Origin of the sequence: Pigmentiphaga sp. (genome assembly GCF_033795525.1) — a bacterium.
In the GTDB taxonomy this organism is placed as follows: domain Bacteria; phylum Pseudomonadota; class Gammaproteobacteria; order Burkholderiales; family Burkholderiaceae_B; genus Pigmentiphaga.
Genome location: NZ_JARYGM010000005.1, coordinates 32,610 through 51,626 on the forward strand (window position 1 = coordinate 32,610; position 19,017 = coordinate 51,626).

At 66.5% G+C, this 19,017-nt stretch carries 16 protein-coding genes and 1 pseudogene; 4 read left to right on the forward strand and 13 right to left on the reverse strand.

Annotation, left to right across the window (positions count from 1 at the left end; all coding sequences use genetic code 11):
* Positions 1–77: 77 nt before the first annotated feature.
* The 3 genes from phoB (at position 78) to serA (ending at position 3,547) form a co-directional block, all read left to right on the forward strand.
* Complete coding sequence (gene phoB / locus QHC78_RS14435) at positions 78–791, forward strand: phosphate regulon transcriptional regulator PhoB (RefSeq protein WP_319745702.1); 714 nt, start codon at positions 78–80, stop codon at positions 789–791.
* A gap of 72 nt (positions 792–863) precedes the next feature.
* Entirely contained in the window at positions 864–2,171 is a 1,308-nt protein-coding gene (gene phoR / locus QHC78_RS14440) for a phosphate regulon sensor histidine kinase PhoR (protein WP_319745703.1), read from the forward strand.
* 176 nt (positions 2,172–2,347) lie between these two features.
* Complete coding sequence (gene serA / locus QHC78_RS14445) at positions 2,348–3,547, forward strand: phosphoglycerate dehydrogenase (protein WP_319745705.1); 1,200 nt, start codon at positions 2,348–2,350, stop codon at positions 3,545–3,547.
* 28 nt (positions 3,548–3,575) lie between these two features.
* On the opposite strand, the gene QHC78_RS14450 is transcribed toward serA, so the two are convergent.
* From QHC78_RS14450 to QHC78_RS14470, 5 genes are all read right to left on the reverse strand, one after another.
* Positions 3,576–4,040 (reverse strand): HIT family protein, encoded by a 465-nt coding sequence (locus QHC78_RS14450; protein ID WP_319745707.1) that lies wholly within the window; start codon positions 4,038–4,040, stop codon positions 3,576–3,578.
* 17 nt (positions 4,041–4,057) lie between these two features.
* On the reverse strand, positions 4,058–4,810 hold the full coding sequence (locus tag QHC78_RS14455) for a flagellar brake protein (protein ID WP_319745709.1): 753 nt from the start codon (positions 4,808–4,810) through the stop codon (positions 4,058–4,060).
* Positions 4,811–4,856: 46 nt separating this feature from the next.
* Positions 4,857–8,786, reverse strand: coding sequence for an FAD/FMN-binding oxidoreductase (locus QHC78_RS14460; RefSeq protein ID WP_319745711.1), 3,930 nt, complete (start codon positions 8,784–8,786; stop codon positions 4,857–4,859).
* A gap of 160 nt (positions 8,787–8,946) precedes the next feature.
* Positions 8,947–9,306: an arsenate reductase gene (locus QHC78_RS14465; RefSeq protein ID WP_319745713.1), complete on the reverse strand. Its 360-nt coding sequence runs from the start codon at positions 9,304–9,306 to the stop codon at positions 8,947–8,949.
* Between the two features lie 16 nt (positions 9,307–9,322).
* The gene (locus QHC78_RS14470) at positions 9,323–9,895 is read right to left on the reverse strand and encodes a YqaA family protein (RefSeq protein WP_319745715.1); all 573 of its coding nucleotides are present in this window, start codon (positions 9,893–9,895) and stop codon (positions 9,323–9,325) included.
* Between the two features lie 360 nt (positions 9,896–10,255).
* On the opposite strand from QHC78_RS14470, the gene ilvA reads away from it, so the two are divergent.
* Positions 10,256–11,767 carry a threonine ammonia-lyase, biosynthetic gene (gene ilvA / locus QHC78_RS14475; protein WP_319745717.1) on the forward strand — a complete coding sequence of 504 codons (1,512 nt, stop codon included), beginning with the start codon at positions 10,256–10,258 and terminating at the stop codon, positions 11,765–11,767.
* Here the strand turns inward: ilvA and QHC78_RS14480 are convergent.
* From QHC78_RS14480 to QHC78_RS14515, 8 genes and pseudogenes are all read right to left on the reverse strand, one after another.
* Positions 11,672–12,634 (reverse strand): annotated as a pseudogene (locus tag QHC78_RS14480) (molybdopterin cofactor-binding domain-containing protein); the annotation flags it as partial. The gene ilvA and the pseudogene QHC78_RS14480 overlap by 96 nt on opposite strands.
* 106 nt (positions 12,635–12,740) lie before the next feature.
* Positions 12,741–13,154: a DUF3830 family protein gene (locus tag QHC78_RS14485; RefSeq protein WP_319745719.1), complete on the reverse strand. Its 414-nt coding sequence runs from the start codon at positions 13,152–13,154 to the stop codon at positions 12,741–12,743.
* Between the two features lie 106 nt (positions 13,155–13,260).
* Positions 13,261–13,869: an LOG family protein gene (locus tag QHC78_RS14490; RefSeq protein ID WP_319745721.1), complete on the reverse strand. Its 609-nt coding sequence runs from the start codon at positions 13,867–13,869 to the stop codon at positions 13,261–13,263.
* Positions 13,870–13,917: 48 nt separating this feature from the next.
* Positions 13,918–14,715, reverse strand: coding sequence for an ABC transporter permease (locus tag QHC78_RS14495; RefSeq protein ID WP_319745723.1), 798 nt, complete (start codon positions 14,713–14,715; stop codon positions 13,918–13,920).
* Positions 14,712–15,575, reverse strand: coding sequence for an ABC transporter ATP-binding protein (locus QHC78_RS14500; protein ID WP_319745725.1), 864 nt, complete (start codon positions 15,573–15,575; stop codon positions 14,712–14,714). Before QHC78_RS14500 ends, QHC78_RS14495 begins: the two co-directional genes overlap by 4 nt.
* A gap of 2 nt (positions 15,576–15,577) precedes the next feature.
* Entirely contained in the window at positions 15,578–16,744 is a 1,167-nt protein-coding gene (gene atzD / locus QHC78_RS14505) for a cyanuric acid amidohydrolase (protein ID WP_319745727.1), read from the reverse strand.
* Entirely contained in the window at positions 16,741–18,201 is a 1,461-nt protein-coding gene (allB, locus tag QHC78_RS14510) for an allantoinase AllB (protein WP_319745729.1), read from the reverse strand. Before allB ends, atzD begins: the two co-directional genes overlap by 4 nt.
* Positions 18,202–18,211: 10 nt before the next feature.
* Positions 18,212–19,003, reverse strand: a complete 792-nt coding sequence (locus tag QHC78_RS14515; protein ID WP_319745731.1) for an SDR family NAD(P)-dependent oxidoreductase — start codon at positions 19,001–19,003, stop codon at positions 18,212–18,214.
* Positions 19,004–19,017 lie beyond the last annotated feature (14 nt).

Genomic DNA, 19,017 nt, shown 5'->3' on the forward strand with positions numbered 1-19,017 from the left:
GGCCCTACGCATGTCACATACCTGAAACAATACCGCCATACTATGGACATGCTCCAGCAACCCAACCGGCATAACCCATGTCCAGCACCATTTTAGTCGTTGAAGACGAACCGGCCATCCAGGAACTCGTTTCGGTCAACCTGTCCTTCGCGGGCCACAAGGTCCTGCGCGCCACCGATGCCGAACAGGCCCAGACGCTGATCCGCGCCGAATTGCCCGACCTGATCCTGCTCGACTGGATGCTGCCCGGCGCCTCCGGCGTTTCCCTGGCCCGCAAGCTGCGCGCCGAGGAACGTACCAAGGGCGTGCCCATCATCATGCTGACCGCCAAGGGTGCGGAACAGGACAAGGTGGACGGGCTGGAAGCCGGCGCCGACGACTACATCACCAAGCCGTTCTCCCCCAAGGAGCTGATGGCCCGCATCAAGGCCGTGCTTCGGCGGCGGGCGCCGCAGCTGACCGACGACGTGATCGACGTCGCGGGACTGCGGCTGGATCCGGTCACCCACCGGCTCAATGGCAACGGCATGTCGCTGAACATCGGCCCCACCGAATTCCGCCTGCTGCACTTCTTCATGACGCATCCCGAGCGCGTGTTCTCGCGGTCGCAGCTGCTCGATCAAGTATGGGGCGACCACGTCTTCGTCGAAGAACGCACGGTCGACGTCCACATCCGCCGGCTGCGCAAGGCGCTCGAGCCCAGCAGGCACGATGCGCACGTCGAGACCGTACGGGGCAGCGGCTACCGGTTTACCGCCCATCCGGCCACGGCAGGCGGCAACGCGAACTGACCCGGCCGGCGGGGCGCCCATCACTCAAGGACCGCATCGCTTGCGCCGCCAGGCAATGCGACAATTCGTTTCATGCTCTGGATACGCAACCTCATCGCCGTCCTCGTGTGGGCCGGGCTCGCCACCCTTTCTCGCCCGATCACGGGCAATTTCAGTTGGGCCGTATTCAGCTTCGGCCTGGGTCTCCTGCTCTTCTGGCACCTGTGGCAGCTGTCCCGGGTCATACGCTGGACTCGCGACCTGCAGCGCCCGCCGCCGCCGTCGGCGGGGCTTTGGGATGAGGCGCTGGCCCGCATCTACCGGCACCTGCGCAACCAGGAGCGCCAGCTCTCCCTGCTGGAAGGCAACGTGCAGGGCTTCCTGGCCGCGGCGCAGGCCCTGCCCGACGGCCTGGTCACGCTGGACCAGGAATTCCATATCGACTGGTGCAACCGCATCGCCCGGCAACATCTCGGCCTGCGCCTGCCCGCCGACCGCGGCCAGAGCCTGCTGAACCTGGTGCGCTCGCCGGAATTCGTCAACTACGCGCGGCAAGACGACTGGCCCGCCCCGGTGCTGCTGCGCAGCCCCGGCGGCGGCGAGCGCCTGCTCATGGCCCAGCTCATCTCCTACAACAAGCACCAGCGCATGCTGCTGACGCGCGACGTCACGCAGATCGAGAAGCTTGAAACCACGCGGCGCGATTTCGTCGCCAACGTCTCGCACGAACTACGCACACCGCTGACCGTACTGTCCGGCTTCCTGGAAACGCTGCGCGACATGCCGGCCGAGGCGCTCAGCGAGGACCAGCGCGAGCAATACCTGAAGCTGATGCACGACCAGGCCCAGCGCATGCAGGCCATCGTGGCCGACCTGCTGACACTGTCCACCCTCGAGTCCTCGCCCACGACCGACCCACAACCGGTCAACATGCCGGCCTTGATCGAAACCGCGCTGAGCCAGGCGCGCGCCCTGTCCTCCGGGCGCCACGAGTTTTCCAGCGAGATCGACGCGACGCTCGACATCCTGGGCACCGGGACGGAAATCTCGTCGGCCATCTCCAACCTGCTGGTCAACGCGGTCCGCTATACGCCCGAGGGCGGCCACATCACCGTGACCTGGGGACGGGAAGCCGACGGCAGCGCCCGGTATGCGGTCAAGGACACCGGCATAGGCATCGCCGCCCACCACTTGCCGCGCCTGACCGAGCGGTTCTACCGCGTGGATCGCGGCCGTTCGCGCGAATCGGGCGGCACCGGCCTGGGCCTGGCCATTACCAAGCACATTGCGATGCGCCACGAGGCCGAGCTCGACATTGCCAGCGAACTGGGACAAGGCAGCACCTTCATGCTGCGGTTTCCGGAATCGCGGGTGGTGGCCGAGCGCGCGTTGTCGAGCTAGTCCGCACACGCCGGACTCAGTCCTCTGCGCCAGGTCCTCGCCCAACGGGCGAACCGTACTCGTCAGTGAGGTCTCTCCCGCCGCGGCGGCGCCATGGCGTTAAGATAGGATGCATCCGCGTCGCCCTTGCGCGACCGTAGCGCCGCTCGCGCCGCCCCTCAGCTGGAGCCGTACTCATGGCGAAAATCGTCCTGCTCGAAAACATCCATCCCAGCGCGGTCGAGGTCTTCTCCGCCGCCGGTTTCACCGACATCACCACCCATGCCAGCGCCCTGCCCGCCGACGCCCTGCGCGACGCCCTGCAGGGTGCCACCGCGGTCGGGATTCGCTCGCGTACCCATCTGGACGCCCGCATTCTCGAAGGCCTGCCCGACCTGCGCGTGATCGGCTGCTTCTGCATCGGCACCAACCAGGTCGACCTGGCCACGGCCATGGAGCAGGGGGTCCCGGTCTTCAATGCGCCGTTCTCCAATACCCGTTCGGTGGCGGAACTCGTGCTGGCCGAAGCCATCCTGCTGCTGCGGCGCATTCCGGAAAAGAACCTGCGCGTGCACCAGGGGCACTGGGACAAGAGCGCGACAGGCGCCTACGAGGCGCGCGGCAAGACACTGGGCATCATCGGCTACGGCAACATCGGCTCGCAAGTGGGCATCCTGGCCGAGGCGCTCGGCATGCGGGTCATTTTCCATGACGTCGAGGCCAAGCTGCCGCTGGGCAACGCCAAGGCCTACCCCGACCTCTCGGCCCTGCTCGCCGAATCCGATGTGGTCACGCTGCACGTTCCGGGCGGCCGCTCGACCCAGAACATCATCAACGAAGCCACGCTCTCGCAGATGAAGCGGGGTGCCATCCTGATCAACGCCTCCCGCGGCACGGTGGTGGACATCGACGCCTTGCGCGCCGCGCTCGACGCCGGCCTGCTGCGCGGCGCCGCTCTGGATGTTTTCCCGGTCGAACCCAAGAGCGTGGACGAACCGCTCAAGAGTCCGCTCATCGGCCTGCCCAACGTGATCCTGACGCCCCACATCGGCGGCAGCACGGTCGAATCGCAGGAAAACATCGGCAAGGAAGTGGCGGCGAAACTCGCGCGTTTCCTGTCGAACGGCACCACCAAAGGCGCCGTCAACTTCCCCGAGCTGCCGCACCAGGAACTGTCCGGCACGGCCCGCATCGTGCACGTGCACCGCAACGAACCCGGTGCGCTGGCCACGCTCAACGCCGTCTTTGCCGAGCGCAAGATCAATATCGTCAGCCAACTGCTGCAGACCAAGGGGCCGATCGGCTACGTGCTGACCGACATCGGCAACCCAGCCGACCCCGCCCTGATGGACGCCCTGTGCAAGCTGCCGATAACGGTGCGCTGCGACCTGCTGTAGCGTGCCGCACGCACCCGCCGGAAACACGCTAGCCGGCGAGGAAGCGCAAGGATAGCCGCTCTTGCAGGCGGCGGTGGAATTCCGGCACCCGCTGCGTGGCCGTGCCCAGCATGAGCGTGAACGCTTCCGGCTCATGTCCCCGCACCACCCGGGGCGCGGCCCATATGGCGTCGGGGAAATGGCGGTCGCCCTGCCAGCGCGGGATGATATGCCAGTGCAAGTGGGGCACCATGTTGCCCAGCGCCGCGAGGTTGATCTTGTCCGGCCGGAGGTGATCGCGCATGACGGACTCGACTTCCAGCACCACTTGCATCACGTGCAGCCTGTCGGCCTCGTCGAGATCGGTCATTTCCGCAGCGTGGGTGTGCCAGATGACGCGGATGTAGCCGGGATAATCGGCGTCGTCGACGGCGATGACGCGCAGCCGGCCGTCCCGCCAGAGCGCGGGGGCGTCGACGGATGCGCACAGGGGGCAGGCGGTAGCCAATATCATGGTGCAAAACTCCGGATCTAGGCAGTATTGCCCTGGCGCAATTGCGCCTGGCTGATGAAGCGCTGCAGATCCCGCAGGCCCTGCGCATCCAGGCCGTTCAGCGTGCAGCCCATGTGATGGCCTTGCCTGGGCTCGCGCCGTGGCGTGACGTGCATGACTTTCAGGTCGGCCACCAGACGGGTACGGGTGTCCAGCGCAATGACGGCCCGCGGAAGCCGGGTACCGACTGCGATCATGGGGCTGCCGGGCGGGAGCGCCAGCCCGATGCCGGTCATGCTGATATCGATCACCACCAGTTCCATCGGCCGCGAGGCTCGCCCGTGCTCGAGCCGGACCGTGGCAGGCGGGCTCTGCATGGGCCTTACGCGAAAGTGCATGCGCCGCTGGAAACGGTAGAGCTCCATGGGCAGCAGGCAGGCGGGGCGCAGCCCTTGGCTATAGGGAAGCCATTGGAGGTTCAACACGCGGAACTGGATCTTGACATGGTCGAGGTAGCCGACCGCGACGACATGATGGGAGTCGATCAGGCGCTGCAGGCGGGCGTCCCCTTCGGTGCCGAAGAGCCACAGCAGCCGCTTGGCCCGATCCACCTCGGCAATGGCGGACAACACCGATATGCCGTCTTCCGTGCCCAGGGCGACGATCTCGGCCTGCTCCGCCATGCGGCCGAGCAGGTTCATGATTTCCAGCGGCTGAGCGATCCGGAAATCTTCCAGCAGGGCGTCGTCGATGGGTTCGGGCGACAACGGCAGCAACGGGTTTTCTGTCATGGACGCCCTCGCAAGCGGGCTCGCCCGGGCGCGGGCGGCTGCGGGCCTACAGCAGCACCCGTTCGATGCCCCCGTCGTTGGCGCGCCTGACGTAGTCCTCCATCCATTGCTGCCCCAGCACATGACGGGCGATCTCGACCACGATGTAGTCGGCGTCGAGGTTCGCATCATCGTTGTAACGACTCAGCCCCTGCAGGCACGACGGGCAGGAGGTCAGCACCTTGACCTCGCCGTTGAAACCGTCGGCGCGCAGCTTGCCGGCTCCCTTGCGCAACTCTTCTTCCTTGCGGAAGCGCACTTGCGTAGAAATGTCGGGGCGGGTGACCGCGAGCGTGCCCGACTCTCCGCAACAGCGGTCGCTCTTGTCCACGCCTTCGCCTACCAGGGCCCGGACCGTTTTCATCGGATCCTGCAGCTTCATGGGCGTATGGCAGGGGTCGTGGTACATGTACCGCGTGCCGGTCACACCGTCGAGCTTGATGCCCTTTTCGAGCAGATATTCGTGAATGTCGATCAATCGGCAGCCCGGGAAGATCTTTTCGAATTCGTAGCCGGCGAGCTGATCGTAGCAGGTTCCGCAACTGACGACGACCGTCTTGATGTCGAGATAATTGAGCGTATTCGCCATCCGGTGAAATAGCACCCGGTTGTCGGTGATGATCTTCTGCGCCTTGTCCTCCATGCCGTTGCCGCGCTGCGGGTAGCCGCAGCACAGGTAGCCGGGCGGCAGCACGGTCTGGACGCCGGCATGCCAGAGCATGGCCTGGGTCGCCAGGCCCACTTGCGAGAACAGGCGCTCGGAGCCGCAACCGGCGAAGTAGAACACCGCTTCAGTATCGGCCGAGGTCGAGCGGGGATCGCGGATGATGGGGATGTACTTCGCGTCCTCGATGTCCAGCAGCTTGCGGGCGCTCTGCTTGGGCAAGTTGCCGGGCATCTTCTTGTTGACGAAGTGCACGACCTGTTCGCGCAGCGGCGGCTTGCCGACCGTGGCGGGCGGATGTTCGGTCTGCTTGCGCGCGAACTTCGCAAGAACGTCGTTGGCCAGGCGCTGCGCCTTGTAGCCGACCTCGACCATGGCCTTGCGCGTGGCGTTGATGGTGCGCGGATCCTTGGCGTTCAGGAAGAACATGGCCGCCGCGGTCCCGGGATTGAAGGACTTGCGGCCCATGCGGCGCAGCAGGCTGCGCATGTTCATGGACACGTCGCCGAAATCGATATCGACCGGACAGGGCTTCTCGCACTTGTGGCAGACCGTGCAGTGGTCGGCCACGTCCTCGAACTCTTCCCAGTGCTTGATGCTGATGCCGCGCCGCGTCTGTTCTTCGTACAGGAAGGCCTCGATCAGCAGCGACGTCGCCAGGATCTTGTTGCGCGGCGAATAAAGCAGGTTCGCACGGGGCACGTGCGTGGCGCACACCGGCTTGCACTTGCCGCAGCGCAGGCAATCCTTGATGGCATGTGAAATGGCGCCGATGTCGCTCTGCTGCATGATGAGGGACTCGTGCCCCAGCAGGTTGAAGCTCGGCGTGTACGCATGCCGCAGGTCGCCGCCGGGCATGAGCTTGCCGGCGTTGAAGCGGTTGTTCGGATCGATGCGCCGCTTGTAGTCCTGGAACGGCGCCAGTTCGGCCTCGGACAGGAATTCGTACTTGGTGATGCCGATGCCGTGCTCGCCCGATATGACGCCATCGAGCCGCCGTGCGACATCCATGATGCGCGCGACGGCTTCGTTGGCCTCCTGCAGCATCTCGTAGTTGTCGGAGTTGACGGGAATGTTGGTGTGGACATTGCCGTCGCCGGCATGCATGTGCAAGGCCACGAATACGCGGCCCTTCAGGACGCGGTCGTGGATTTCCTGCACCTTTGCCAGGATGGGCGCACAGGCGGCACCCGAAAAGATGCGGGACAGCGGAGTCTTGAGCTCGGTCTTCCAGGACACCCGTACCGTGCGATCCTGCACCACGTCGAAGACTCGCGCATGGGGCTGCGTCTGCAGGCGCTCCTGCAGCGCCGGCAGCAACTGCGCCAGGCCGATGCGGGAAAACTCGCCCAGCGTATCGGCCAAGGGCAGGTCCATGCTGCGCAGGATCCAATTCCAGCGCTCCCGCACCGCTTCCAGCAGCTCGAGTGCCTGGACCGGGCGGTCACCGAGGATTTCCTCGCGCGAGAGCTTCTCGCCCTCGGCGTCCTCGCTCTTGCCCACCGGCAGCTCGCCGTCGAAGAACTCCACCAGCCGATCGATCAGCCTGAGCTTGTTGCGGGTCGACAGCTCGATGTTGATGCGCTCGATCTCGTCGGTATATTCGCCCATGCGCGGCAGGGGGATGACCACGTCTTCGTTGATCTTGAAGGCGTTGGTATGGCGCGCGATGGCCGCCGTACGGGAGCGGTCGAGCCAGAACTTCTTGCGGGCCTCGGCGCTGATGGCGACGAATCCTTCGCCGTGCCGGGTATTGGCCAGGCGCACGACCTCGCTGGCGGCAACCGCCACGGCGTCCTCGTCGTCGCCGACGATGTCGCCGATCAGCACCATCTTGGGCAGGGTGCCGCGCTTGCTTTTGGTGGCGTAGCCGACCGCGCGCAGATAGCGTTCGTCCAGGTGCTCCAGCCCTGCCAGGATCGCCCCGCGCGCGCGTCCTTCCCCGTCCAGGTAATTCTTGATCTCGACGATGGACGGGATCGCATCGCGGGCCTGGCCGAAGAACTCCATGCAGACGGTGCGGACGTGCTTGGGCATGCGGTGCAGCACCCAGCGCGCCGACGTGATGAGGCCGTCGGTTCCTTCCTTCTGCACGCCGGGCAGGCCTGCCAGGAACTTGTCGGTCACGTCCTTGCCCAGGCCTTGCTTGCGGAACACGCTGCCATTGATTTCGAGGACTTCGCTGCGCAACAGGCGCTCGCCCGGCCGGCCGGCGCCGTCGAACCACTTCAGCTCGAAGCGCGCCACCGGCGCGTCATGGATCTTGCCGAGGTTGTGGTCCAGACGCGTGACTTCCAGCCAATTGCCGTCCGGGTCCACCATGCGCCACCAGGCCAGGTTGTCCAGGGCGGTGCCCCAGAGGACGGCCTTCTTGCCGCCGGCGTTCATGGCCACGTTGCCGCCCACGCAGGAGGCCTCGGCCGAGGTGGGGTCGACCGCGAACACGAACCCGGCCCGGTCGGCCGCGTCGGCCACGCGCTTGGTGACGACGCCTGCCCCGGTGAAGATGGTGGCGACTTCCCTATCCACGCCCGGCAGCGGGCCGACGGCGACCTCGCTCAAGGTCTCGAGCTTCTCGGTATTGATGACCGCGGACTTCCACGTCAACGGCACGGCGCCGCCGGTATAGCCGGTACCGCCGCCGCGCGGGATGATGGTCAGGCCGAGCTCGATGCAGCCGCGCACCAGCGCGGCGATTTCCTCTTCGCTGTCGGGCGTGAGCACGACGAACGGGAACTCGACCCGCCAGTCGGTCGCGTCGGTCACGTGGGAGACCCGCGAGAGACCGTCGAACTTGATGTTGTCGCGGGCGGTGCTGCGGCCCAGGACCTTCACGACGCGCCGGCGCAGCTCCGCGGTTTCGTGGAATTCCTGCTCGAAGGCGCGGACGGCGCTGCGGGCCATGTCCAGCAACCGCCCGACCTTGCCATCGCGCTCGGCGTCGTCCGGCTCGCGCCGGCGCTCGATTTCGCGCAGGCGGTGGTGCAGTGCCTCGATCAGCAGGCCGCGGCGGCGGGGATTGTCGAGCAGGTCGTCCTGGAGATAGGGATTACGGCGAACCACCCAGATGTCGCCCAGCACCTCGTAGAGCATGCGCGCCGACCGGCCGGTGCGGCGTTCGCCCCGCAGATCGCACAGCATGTCCCAGGCTTGCGACCCCAGGAGCCGCTGCACGATTTCCCGATCGGAAAACGACGTGTAGTTATAGGGAATCTCGCGCAAGCGTGCGGGGGCCTGTGCGGAGGCGATGGTAATGGGCAAAGGGGCGTTCATAGTGGGGGGTGTACTTCATCCCGAGGGTAGCCAGCCATTCTAGCCGATCAGCCCAGCCTCCCGTTGCCCTACCGCCCTTTTCCCGACCCGCCAAAAGGGTCATATCTGCCGGGAACACCGCCCAACGGACAGCGATTCCGTCCGCCGGGCCAGCCTTCGTTCAGCCTCCCAGGCGCTGCGTCCAGCCCGCTTCCGAGAAGCCGACGCTGACCGTCCCGTCCGGCGTCACCAGCACCGGCCGCTTGACCAGCGTCGGATGCTCGGCGACCAACGCCAGCCACTGCCCTTCATCGGCCGGCTCCTTGCGGTCGGGCGGCAGGCTGCGCCAGGTCGTCGAGGAGCGATTCACCAGTTTTTCCCAGCCGCCCACCTGCGCCGCCCAATCACGCAGCGTGTCCCGGCCGACCGGGTGCTCCCGGTAGTCGATGAACTCCGCCTCGTGCCCCTGGGCGACCAGCCATTTGCGCGCCTTGCGGCAGGTATCGCAGTTGTTCAGTCCGTAGACCCGTGTCTTGCTCATCTATCGACACCCATGCTCAGTGATTGGGAAATATCCACAGCAGCGCGGCCGTCATCGTGACGTAGCGGCCGAACTTGCCTATGGCCATATAGATCATGCACGCCCGGAAATCCAGCCGCAGCCATCCCGCCACCGCGCACAGCGGGTCCCCCACCAATGGCACCCACGAAAGCAGCAGCGTCTTGGCGCCGTAGCGCTCTATCCAGGCGTGAGCATAGGCGTGCCACCGGTCCCGCCGGCTGGGCGCATGCGCCGCTTCATCGGCATGGGGAGGGGCGCCGGCATGGGGATGGTCATGAGCATGCCGGGCCTCGTGCCGCGCCTTGATACGCTCGAAGGCCCGCTTGGCGAACACGCCCATCCAATAACTGATCATCCCGCCCACGGTGTTGCCGGCCGTCGCGACCAGGATCGCGACCCAGAACATCTGGGGCGCCAGCTTGATGTAGCCGAACACGGCGGGCTCGGACCCCATGGGAAGGAGGGTGGCCGAGAGCAGGCTGACCACGAAAACGGTCGGGAGCCCCACTTCCGGCAGTGCCAGCGCGTGGAGTAACCAGTCGACGGAGGAGGTCAGCCATTGATGCATGGCCGGGAGTGTAATCGACGCCGCCGGCCGGGTGCGGGGCGCAGCCAGGCAGCGGGGCGCAGCGAAGCCGGTCCCGGCGTTGCCGGGACTTCCCGGTGTCGGCCTGGCCGGCGGGGCGGACGCATAACTCGCGCGGGGACAGTCCCCCGGACTGTCCCAACTGCCGCGCTCAAACAGATGCGTCCTTGCTTCCCCGCCGGCCAGGCCGACACCGGCGGCTCCGAATGCGCCCCGCTGCCTGGCTGCGCCCCGCACCCGGCCGGCGGCGTCGATGCCCTGCCCCGCTGCGAAAACGCCGTGCGGACATCTGTGTCAAACTACAGAGTTACGTTTTTCCCCACCAACCCCTGACGCAGCATCATGGCCACCGACTATCTCAAACGCATTCTCACCGCCAAAGTCTATGACGTCGCCATCGAGTCCGCACTCGAGGCCGCTCCGCAGATCTCGGCGCGAATTGCGAACACGGTGCTGCTCAAACGGGAAGACACGCAGCCCGTCTTCAGCTTCAAGCTGCGGGGCGCCTATAACAAAATGGCGAACCTGCCGCCCAAGGCACTGGAGCGCGGCGTCATCGCCGCATCGGCCGGCAACCACGCGCAGGGCGTGGCCCTGGCGGCCCAGCGCATGGGCTGCCGGGCGGTCATCGTGATGCCGGTCACCACGCCCCAGCTCAAGGTGGATGCGGTCCGGGCCCGCAACGCCGAAGTCGTGCTGCACGGCGAAAGCTTCACCGACTCCTACAATTACGCCAAGACGCTGGAAGCCAAGGAAAAGCTCACCTTCGTCCACCCCTTCGACGATCCTGACGTCATCGCCGGCCAGGGCACCATAGGCATGGAAATCCTGCGCCAGCACCCCGGCCCGATCGACGCCATCTTCCTGGCGATCGGCGGCGGCGGGCTGATTGCCGGAGTAGCGGCCTATGTCAAGCAGCTGCGTCCCGATATCCGCATCATCGGCGTGCAGACCGAAGACTCCGACGCCATGGTCCAGAGCGTGAGCAAGGGGCGCCGGGTCACGCTGTCCGACGTCGGCCTGTTCTCCGACGGCACCGCCGTCAAGCTCGTGGGCGAGGAGACCTACCGGCTCGTGCGCAAATACGTGGACGATTTCGTCGTCGTCGACACGGATGCCATCTGCGCCGCGATCAAGGATGTGTTCGAAGAAACCCGCAGCGTGCTGGAGCCAGCCGGGGCGCTGGCGCTGGCGGGCCTCAAGAAATACGTCGCCCAGCACCGCTGGAAGGGCAAGACCGTGGTGGCCGTGGCCTGCGGCGCCAATATCAATTTCGATCGCCTGCGCTTCGTAGCCGACCGGGCCGAAGTGGGCGAGGCGCGCGAAGCGGTATTCGCCGTGACCATACCGGAAGAACGCGGCAGCTTCCGCCGCTTCTGCGAGCTGGTGGGCAATCGCAACGTGACCGAGTTCAACTACCGCATGGCCGACTCGGAAAAAGCGCACGTGTTCGTCGGCCTGCAGATCGCCTCGGCAAGCGAGTCACCGAAGATCGCCGGCAACTTCCGGCGCCATGGCTTCACCGCCATCGACCTGACCCACGACGAACTCGCCAAGACCCATCTGCGGCATATGATAGGCGGGCGGGCGCCGACGACCAACCACGAGCTGCTGTACCGCTTCGAATTTCCCGAGCGGCCCGGTGCCTTGATGCGCTTCCTGGACTCGATGTCGCCCAACTGGAACATCAGCCTGTTCCACTACCGCAACCAGGGTGGCGACTATGGCCAGATCCTGGTGGGCCTGCAAGTGCCGCCGTCAGACAAGAAGGAATTCGCGACCTTCCTGGCGGAACTGGGGTATCGGCATTGGGACGAGTCGGAGAATCCAGCCTACAAGCTGTTCCTCAAATAAAGTAGCGCCCGCCCGGCGACTCTGCCGGGCCGGACCGCCGCTAGGTTTGCAGCTGGCCTTATAGCCCGCAAACGACAGTCCATGCGCGCGCCCCTGAGGTGGCGCGCCGAATTTCGACATGGCGACGACGGCATCCAGCACCCGCTTCCCACGTTCGCTGTTCTTCAACAAGCGGCGGCGAAAGCTCACGGGATCGGTATTCGCGGCGGCGGCGAGTTCGTCGATGAAACCCTCGCGCGCAAACATGTTCGGACCCCAGCCGATACCGCGCCACGCCGCAACGCGGGCACGGCGGCCGGCGGCGACATACTCGGCAAGGAAGTCCGGTATTGCGTAATCCGCGCTTTCCGCGCCTTCCATGACCAGGAAGTCCCGGTTCTTGGCGGCCGGCCAGCGATCCGGCATGGAGAAGGCCAGGATCGACGCGCTGACGACCCGATGGCGCCAAGCCACCACATCGCCGTTGCGGTCCAGGGCCGCCTCGAGCCGATGCGCCGAGGCAGGCCGGAACCAGCCATTCTTGACATCGTCCTCTCTGGTCCACATCAGCTTGACCGGCCGCCTGACCTGCTTAGAGAGCAGCAGCGCATCGCGCAGCAGATCGCGTGCGAAGAAGGTGCGCCGGCCGAATCCGCCGCCCATCTGCATGGCATGACACCGGATACGGTCAGGCGTCGTTTGCAGCACGTGTGCGGCGACCCCGATGGAGATGGTCTGGCTCTGGGTGCCCAGCCAGACCTCGGCGCCCTTGCCGTCCGCATCGACCGCGGCCACCGCCGCGAGCGGCTCCATCTGCGCGTGATAGGTATATTCGGTGCGGTAATCGGCGCTGATCACCCGGCCGGCGGCGCGCAGTGCCGCGCGCGCATCGCCAGCTCTCCCCGCGCGTGCGCGTGTTCATCGACTGGCTGGCGACGCTCTTTGAAAGACGGGCCTGAGCAGGCGCTGGCGAAGGAACGCCGAAGCGGGTGGACTATTCCACTTTCTCGAACACGATGTCCTGTGCCCCTTCCCACAGTACCTTCGTGCCCAGCGCGCGCAGGTTCTCCTTGCCCTCGACGATGGTCAGGAAATGATTGCCGGCCAGCTGGCCCATCTTGCTGGCGAACATGCAGCTGCCGTAGGCCATGATGATTTCCGTCTCGCTGTAGCCGCCGGGATAGAACAGGATGTCGCCCACCGAGGGGTGGCTGGTGTGGTTCTCGAAGCCGACGCCGAGCTTGAAGTCGCCCAGCGGAATCCAGCAGCCTTCGCCGCTCCACCGCACGTGGATGATCTTCTGTTTGTAGGGCAGCAGCTTCATGAAGGCCGCGACCGTCTCGGGCGCATCGGGATGCGTTTCGGCGACGAAGGTGTACTCGGCGGCGCGTATGCGGATTCTTGTCATGGTGGTCTGCAAAAGAAAAAGGCCGGATGTCCCGCTCGGCGGGAATGTCAGTGTAAACAAACATTGGGCGCGCCCGGGCCATCGCCCGCCGCGCATAGCCGGCGACTCAAGCCGCTGGCTCGGGATCGCCCAACCACTTGGTCACGGTGGGCGCGGTCCAGGCCGCCAGCCCGTCGAGCAGGCCGCCGGGATCGGCGTCGATGACGATCATGTCGCGGTGCTGGGGCTTGAGGAAGCCCTCCTGCACCGCATGATCCAGCATCGCCCGCATGGGTTCGTAGAACCCGCGCACGTTCAGCGCGCCACAGGCCTTGGAATGGTCGCCCAGCTGCGTGAGCGTGGCGGCCTCGAACAACTCCTCGAAGGTACCCAGGCCGCCCGGCAAGGCGATGAACGCATCGGCCAGGTCGGCCATCCGGGCCTTGCGGGCACGCATGTCGACCACGATCTCGTGCGCGCTCAGGCCCGGGTGCAGGTGGCCGCGGTCGTACAGGCGCTGATTGATGATGCCCACCGCCCGGCCGCCGGCCTGCAGGACGGTATCGGCCATGATGCCCATCAAACCCTTGTGGGTGCCGCCGTAGACCAGGGTCAGGCCACGGGCCGCGATTTCGGCGCCCAGCCGGCGCGCCGCCTGCGCGTACTCGTCGGAGAATCCGAAATTCGAGCCGCAGAAGACGGCGACCTTGGCCAGTGAAACGCTTTTGTTATCCATCGAGAAAATCCCAGGCGCGAGCGGCCGGGAGTACCGGCCGCCGGCGCGTCATGCCATTGCCATGTCGTTCTTGCGCTGCGCCCAGCCCGTCAACCGCACCTCGATCAGGGCGGAGATCGCGTACAACGCGACGCCCAGCACCGCCAGGATGAACAGCCCGGCGAACACCAGGGGCACGTCGAAATTGCCGCTGGCGATCATCATGACGTTGCCGATTCCCTTGTTGGCGGCCACCGTCTCGGACAGCACGGTCCCGACGAACGACAGTGTAATCGCGATCTTCAGCGAGGCGAAAAGATAAGGCAGCGCGCGCGGCAGGCCCACGTTCCACAGCACGTCGCGCTTGCTCGCGCCCAGCACTTTGAGCACGTCTTCCAGTTCGGGCTCGGTATTGGCCAGCCCGGTGGCCACGTTCACCACGACGGGGAAGATGCTGATCACGAGCGAGGTCAGGATGGCCGGCATGGTGCCCGCACCGAACCAGACGACGAAGATCGGTACGACGGCCACTTTGGGAATGCTGGAGAAGCCGACCAGCAGCGGGTAGGCCACGTCATAGGCCAGCCGCGACGAGCCGATCACCACGCCCAGGACGATGCCCACCAGGACGCCGAGCACGAAGCCCGTTACCGTGGTGTAGAGCGTCTGCACCGTATGGGGCCACAGCAGCGGCATTTTCTCGATCAGCACGGCGGCGATCTGGCTCGGACGCGGCAGCACCAGGTCGGACACACCGGTCGCCAGGCATATCCCTTCCCACAGCAGGAAAAACCCGATCAGCGCCAGCGCCGATAGCGTATAGCGCTTGGCCTGGGGCGAAAGCAACGGTTTCTTCTCATCGCTCATGCGACTCTCCTGGCAGGCGCCTGGGCCGAGGCCGGCGCGGTATCGCTGTTGGTGCGGGCATGCGCGATGCGCATGCGCAACTCCTGGACCAAGGTGGCGAAGGCCGGCGCGTAGCTGGCCTCCAGCGTGCGCGGGCGCGCGAATTCCACTTCCCGGTCTTCCAGAATGCGGCCGGGCCGGGCGCTCATCACGCAGATGCGATTGGCCAGGTAGGCCGATTCGCGCAGATCGTGGGTAACCAGCAGCACGGTGGGCCGCTTGGCGATCCACAAGTCCTGCATGATGGCCCACAGCTCTTCGCGGGTGAACTGGTCGAGCGCGCCGAAGGGCTCGTCCAGCAGCAGCAACTGCGGATCGTGGACCAGCGCGCGGCACAGGGAGGCACGCTGCAGCATGCCGCCCGACAACTGCCACGGCCGCTTGTCGCCGAACCCCTTGAGCCCCACCTGCTCGAGCAAGGCCTCGGCCCGGTCCGCGTACTCGCCGCGTTTCTTGCGCGCGTAGTCGGCGCGGAACGGCTGGACGATCTTGAGCGGGATCATGACGTTTTCGCGTATGGTCAGCCACGGCAGCATGGTCGGATTCTGGAATGCCAGGCCGATGCGTACGCGGGGCGTATGGGGGTCGACCGGTCCGGCGCCCTTGGCGCCCACTTCCCGCCCGCCCACGATGACACCGCCGGAACTGGGAGTCAGCAGGCCGGCCACCAGCTTGAGGATGGTCGATTTACCGCAGCCGCTGGGGCCGACCAGCGCGACGAAGTCGCCCTGGTCGATCTTCAGGTCCGTATGGTCCAGCGCCAGCGTGCCGCCGCCGTAGCGCAGCGTCACGTCCGCCAGTTCGATAAAGGGTTGGCTCATAGTCATTCCCTGGACAAGGAAGGGGTGGGTTCGGCGCGCAGGATGGCCGCGACGGGTCCGCCGCCCGGCACCCCCTGGTGTTCGGCGCCGCCCGATACGTACAGGGCGGTGTGGCCGGCGATCGATGCCAGCACCCCGCCCACCGCCGCGCGGGCGTGGCGGGTGGCATTGATGTCGGAGTCGTTGAGCATGGTGTGGCGCTCGCCGCGCACGCGCCCGTCGGGACTGGCCTCGGCCTTCGCCAGCAGGTTGACCAGGCGATGGCCCAGTTCCTCGCCGTCGCAGTCCGGATCCAGCCCGAAGGCATCGCGCAGCATGGCGCGTACGCTGGCGGCGTCCACCGCGTCGCGCATCATGGTGTGGGCGATGCGGTACGGCGAGAGGCTCCCGCTTGCCTCGCCCAGCACGATTACGACGTTCCCTTCCAGCTCGATACCTGCCGACACCGAGGCGCGGGTCGAGTACAAGGACCAGTCGGCCAGGACGGCAGCGTCGCCGATGCGGGCGCGTGCCGCCTCGCCCAGCGCGACGGCCACGCCCAGCGCCGAGGCGCCACGCGAATACCCCATGGACTCGTAGGTGTCGCGCGTGACGGTATCCGCGGATCGCGACAAAGCCTCGTCGACCTTGGTCGAGGTCAGCAGCGGGCACTTGACCTGCACGAAGTGCACATCGTCGGCCGCGGCGATGCCGGCGTCGGCCATCGCCTCACGGACGGCTTCGGCCGTGGCGTCTATCTGCGGCGCGCGGCCGATTTCCTCGGGGGCGAAGTCGCGCGTCTTGGCGATGCCCACCACCAGCCGCTTGCCTTCCGGGGGCGCCTCGGACGCTTGCGTCCAGTCCCGTGTAAAGACCGTAAAGTGGGGCGAGAGCACGCCCTCCGTCCCGCCCGACATGACCAGCGCGACGCGGGATTCGACGTCGCCCGGCGTGCACTCCAGGAACGGCGCCAGGAAATGGCACCACGCCATGGCGGCGTACTCGCGCGTGTGGTCGTTGACGCAGCCGTTCCCTTCGGTCTTGCCCATCACGGCAACGACGTGGCGCGGATCCAGTTCGCCTGCATCCACCAGCGCCTGGACACCGGACAGGTCGCCGGGGCCGCGGCAGGCGATGCGATAGACGCCCACGCGTTGGCGCGGTTCGCCAGTTGTCAGCGATGCGGTCATTGCGCGGCCTCCCTACGGGGTTCGGCGGTCGACGGAACGCCGGGCGGCGTCTCGAGGATGTTTGCCGTATAGGTATCGACATTGCGGGGCCGGGGCGCCGGCATCTGCTGCACGGCCTTGACCGAGCGGCCCCATCCGGCGGCGTCCTCGACCAGTCTGCCGTCCCGCATGACGAAGCGGCCGCGCACCAGCGTATGCAGCGGGCAACCTTGCACGACCCGGCCGTTCCACGGCGAGATCTTGCTGAGGCTGTGCAGCTTGCCTTCGGCCAGCACGCCCTGCCGGTCCATGTCCACGACGGCGATGTCGGCATGCGCGCCGGCCGCGATCACGCCCTTGGTGCCATACAGGCCCCAGGCCTTGGCGGGATTGACCGAGCTCCAGCGCACATAGTCCATCAAGGTGGCGCGTTCGCGGTTGATCTCGGTCAGCATCAGCGGCATCTGGGTTTCCACCCCAGGGAAGCCGCAATCGCATTCCCAGATGTTGGCGCGGGTCTTTTCTTCGGGCGCGTGGGGAGCATGGTCGGTGGCGATCATGTCGATGACGCCCTCCAGGAGCGCATCCCACAACGGCTGGTTGTGATGCGCTTCGCGTATGGGGGGATTGAGGCGCAGAATGCCCCCCAGCCGCGTCATGTCGCCCGTGTTCAGCAGCAGGTACTGCGGGCAAGTCTCCACGGTCACGTCCACGCCCCGCCGCTTGGCTTCGCGCAGCAGGAACAGCGAATCACGCGAACTGTGGTGCGCGATATGCACGCGCGCACCGGTCCACTCGGCCAGGGTCAGGACCCGGCCGATGGCCTCCACCTCGCACACCGCCGGGCGCGACGCGAGATGTGCCAGCGGATCGATGCGGCCGGCGGCCTCCATGCGCTGCTGGCGGCGGGCCATGATGGAGGAATTCTCGGCGTGCACGACAGTGCGGATGCCCAGCGGGGCCAGTTTCTCGAAGCCTTCCAGCAGGGCACCGTCGGTCGGGGCCGGCAGATTGCCGAAGGTATTGCCGACGAAGGCCTTGAAGCTGGTCACGCCGGCCTCGAGCAATTCTTCCAGGCGGTCGATCGTATCGTCGCCCAGCAAGCCGTGGATGCCGTAGTCCACGTAGGACGATCCGGCGGCCTGCTGCTTGATGCGCAAGGCTTCTACGGTACCGGTGGGCGGATTGGTGTTCGGCATCTCGAACACCGTGGTCACGCCGCCGCAGGCCGCCGCGGCCGAACCGGTTTTCCAGGTTTCCTTGTGCGGATAACCGGGGTCGCGAAAGTGTACGTGGCTGTCGATGGCCCCGGGCAGCAGGAACAGTCCGTCGGCACGAAGCTCTTCGCGCGCGGCCGGCATCAGGTCGTCGTGGCCGACGGCGACGATGACGCCGCCATCGATAGCGACCGAGGCTTCGACGATGCGGTCGGGCGATACGACTTTGCCGCCGCGGATGACGAGATCGACTTTACTCATTGCGATCTCCTCAAAGCGCGGCCCAGCCGCCGTCGACCGGAAGGTCGACGCCGGTGATCTGGCGCGAGACATCGCTGGCCAGGAACAGGCAGGCCGCGGCGACGTCTTCATCGGTGGACACGCGGCGCAGGGCGTAGTCGGCGGCATGGCGGGACATCGCCTCTTCCAGCGAGATACCCAGCCGGCGGGCCATGTCGGCGCACACCTTTTCGCGGAAGCGCGGGCCGTCGACCATGCCCGGCGCCACGCAGTTGACGTTGATATTGTGCGGGCCGGCTTCCAGCGCGAAGCTCTTGGTGATGCCGCGCAGCCCCCACTTGGAAGCCGAATAGGCCATGCGGCCGGCGCGGCCGCGCATGCCGAAGGTGCCGCCGACGTTGACGATCTTGCCGTAGCGCCGCGCGATCATGCCGGGCAGCACCGCATGCATGGTGTTGAAGCAGCCCTTCATGTTCAGGCCGACAATGTCGTCGAACTCCTCGGCGGTGGTTTCCCAGCCGGTCTTGCCGATGGGGCCCGAGCCGCCGGCCACGTTGACCAGGATGTCGACGCGGCCGAACGCCTGCTCGGCTTCCCGCCCCAGCGCCTCGGTCTGTGCGGCATCGGTCAGGTCACATCGGACGATCCTGGTGCGCGCGCCGAGCGCTTGCGCTTCTGCGGCGACCGGCTCGATGGCGGCCACGTCCCGGCCCGCCAGCACCAGTGCGCACCCTTCGCGGGCGAAGGCGAGCGTAATCGCCCGGCCCATGCCCTTGGCGGGACCGGTAATGACGGCCACCTTGTCTTTGAGCTGCAATTCCATTTATGTGTCTCTCG

Excerpts from the sequence above, each read along its gene's own strand:
- phoB (WP_319745702.1), top strand. The coding sequence starts at position 78 with ATGTCCAGCACCATTTTAGTCGTTGAAGACGAACCGGCCATCCAGGAA.
- phoR (WP_319745703.1), top strand. The coding sequence starts at position 864 with ATGCTCTGGATACGCAACCTCATCGCCGTCCTCGTGTGGGCCGGGCTC.
- serA (WP_319745705.1), top strand. The coding sequence starts at position 2,348 with ATGGCGAAAATCGTCCTGCTCGAAAACATCCATCCCAGCGCGGTCGAG.
- QHC78_RS14450 (WP_319745707.1), bottom strand. The coding sequence starts at position 4,040 with ATGATATTGGCTACCGCCTGCCCCCTGTGCGCATCCGTCGACGCCCCC.
- QHC78_RS14455 (WP_319745709.1), bottom strand. The coding sequence starts at position 4,810 with ATGACAGAAAACCCGTTGCTGCCGTTGTCGCCCGAACCCATCGACGAC.
- QHC78_RS14460 (WP_319745711.1), bottom strand. The coding sequence starts at position 8,786 with ATGAACGCCCCTTTGCCCATTACCATCGCCTCCGCACAGGCCCCCGCA.
- QHC78_RS14465 (WP_319745713.1), bottom strand. The coding sequence starts at position 9,306 with ATGAGCAAGACACGGGTCTACGGACTGAACAACTGCGATACCTGCCGC.
- QHC78_RS14470 (WP_319745715.1), bottom strand. The coding sequence starts at position 9,895 with ATGCATCAATGGCTGACCTCCTCCGTCGACTGGTTACTCCACGCGCTG.
- ilvA (WP_319745717.1), top strand. The coding sequence starts at position 10,256 with ATGGCCACCGACTATCTCAAACGCATTCTCACCGCCAAAGTCTATGAC.
- QHC78_RS14485 (WP_319745719.1), bottom strand. The coding sequence starts at position 13,154 with ATGACAAGAATCCGCATACGCGCCGCCGAGTACACCTTCGTCGCCGAA.
- QHC78_RS14490 (WP_319745721.1), bottom strand. The coding sequence starts at position 13,869 with ATGGATAACAAAAGCGTTTCACTGGCCAAGGTCGCCGTCTTCTGCGGC.
- QHC78_RS14495 (WP_319745723.1), bottom strand. The coding sequence starts at position 14,715 with ATGAGCGATGAGAAGAAACCGTTGCTTTCGCCCCAGGCCAAGCGCTAT.
- QHC78_RS14500 (WP_319745725.1), bottom strand. The coding sequence starts at position 15,575 with ATGAGCCAACCCTTTATCGAACTGGCGGACGTGACGCTGCGCTACGGC.
- atzD (WP_319745727.1), bottom strand. The coding sequence starts at position 16,744 with ATGACCGCATCGCTGACAACTGGCGAACCGCGCCAACGCGTGGGCGTC.
- allB (WP_319745729.1), bottom strand. The coding sequence starts at position 18,201 with ATGAGTAAAGTCGATCTCGTCATCCGCGGCGGCAAAGTCGTATCGCCC.
- QHC78_RS14515 (WP_319745731.1), bottom strand. The coding sequence starts at position 19,003 with ATGGAATTGCAGCTCAAAGACAAGGTGGCCGTCATTACCGGTCCCGCC.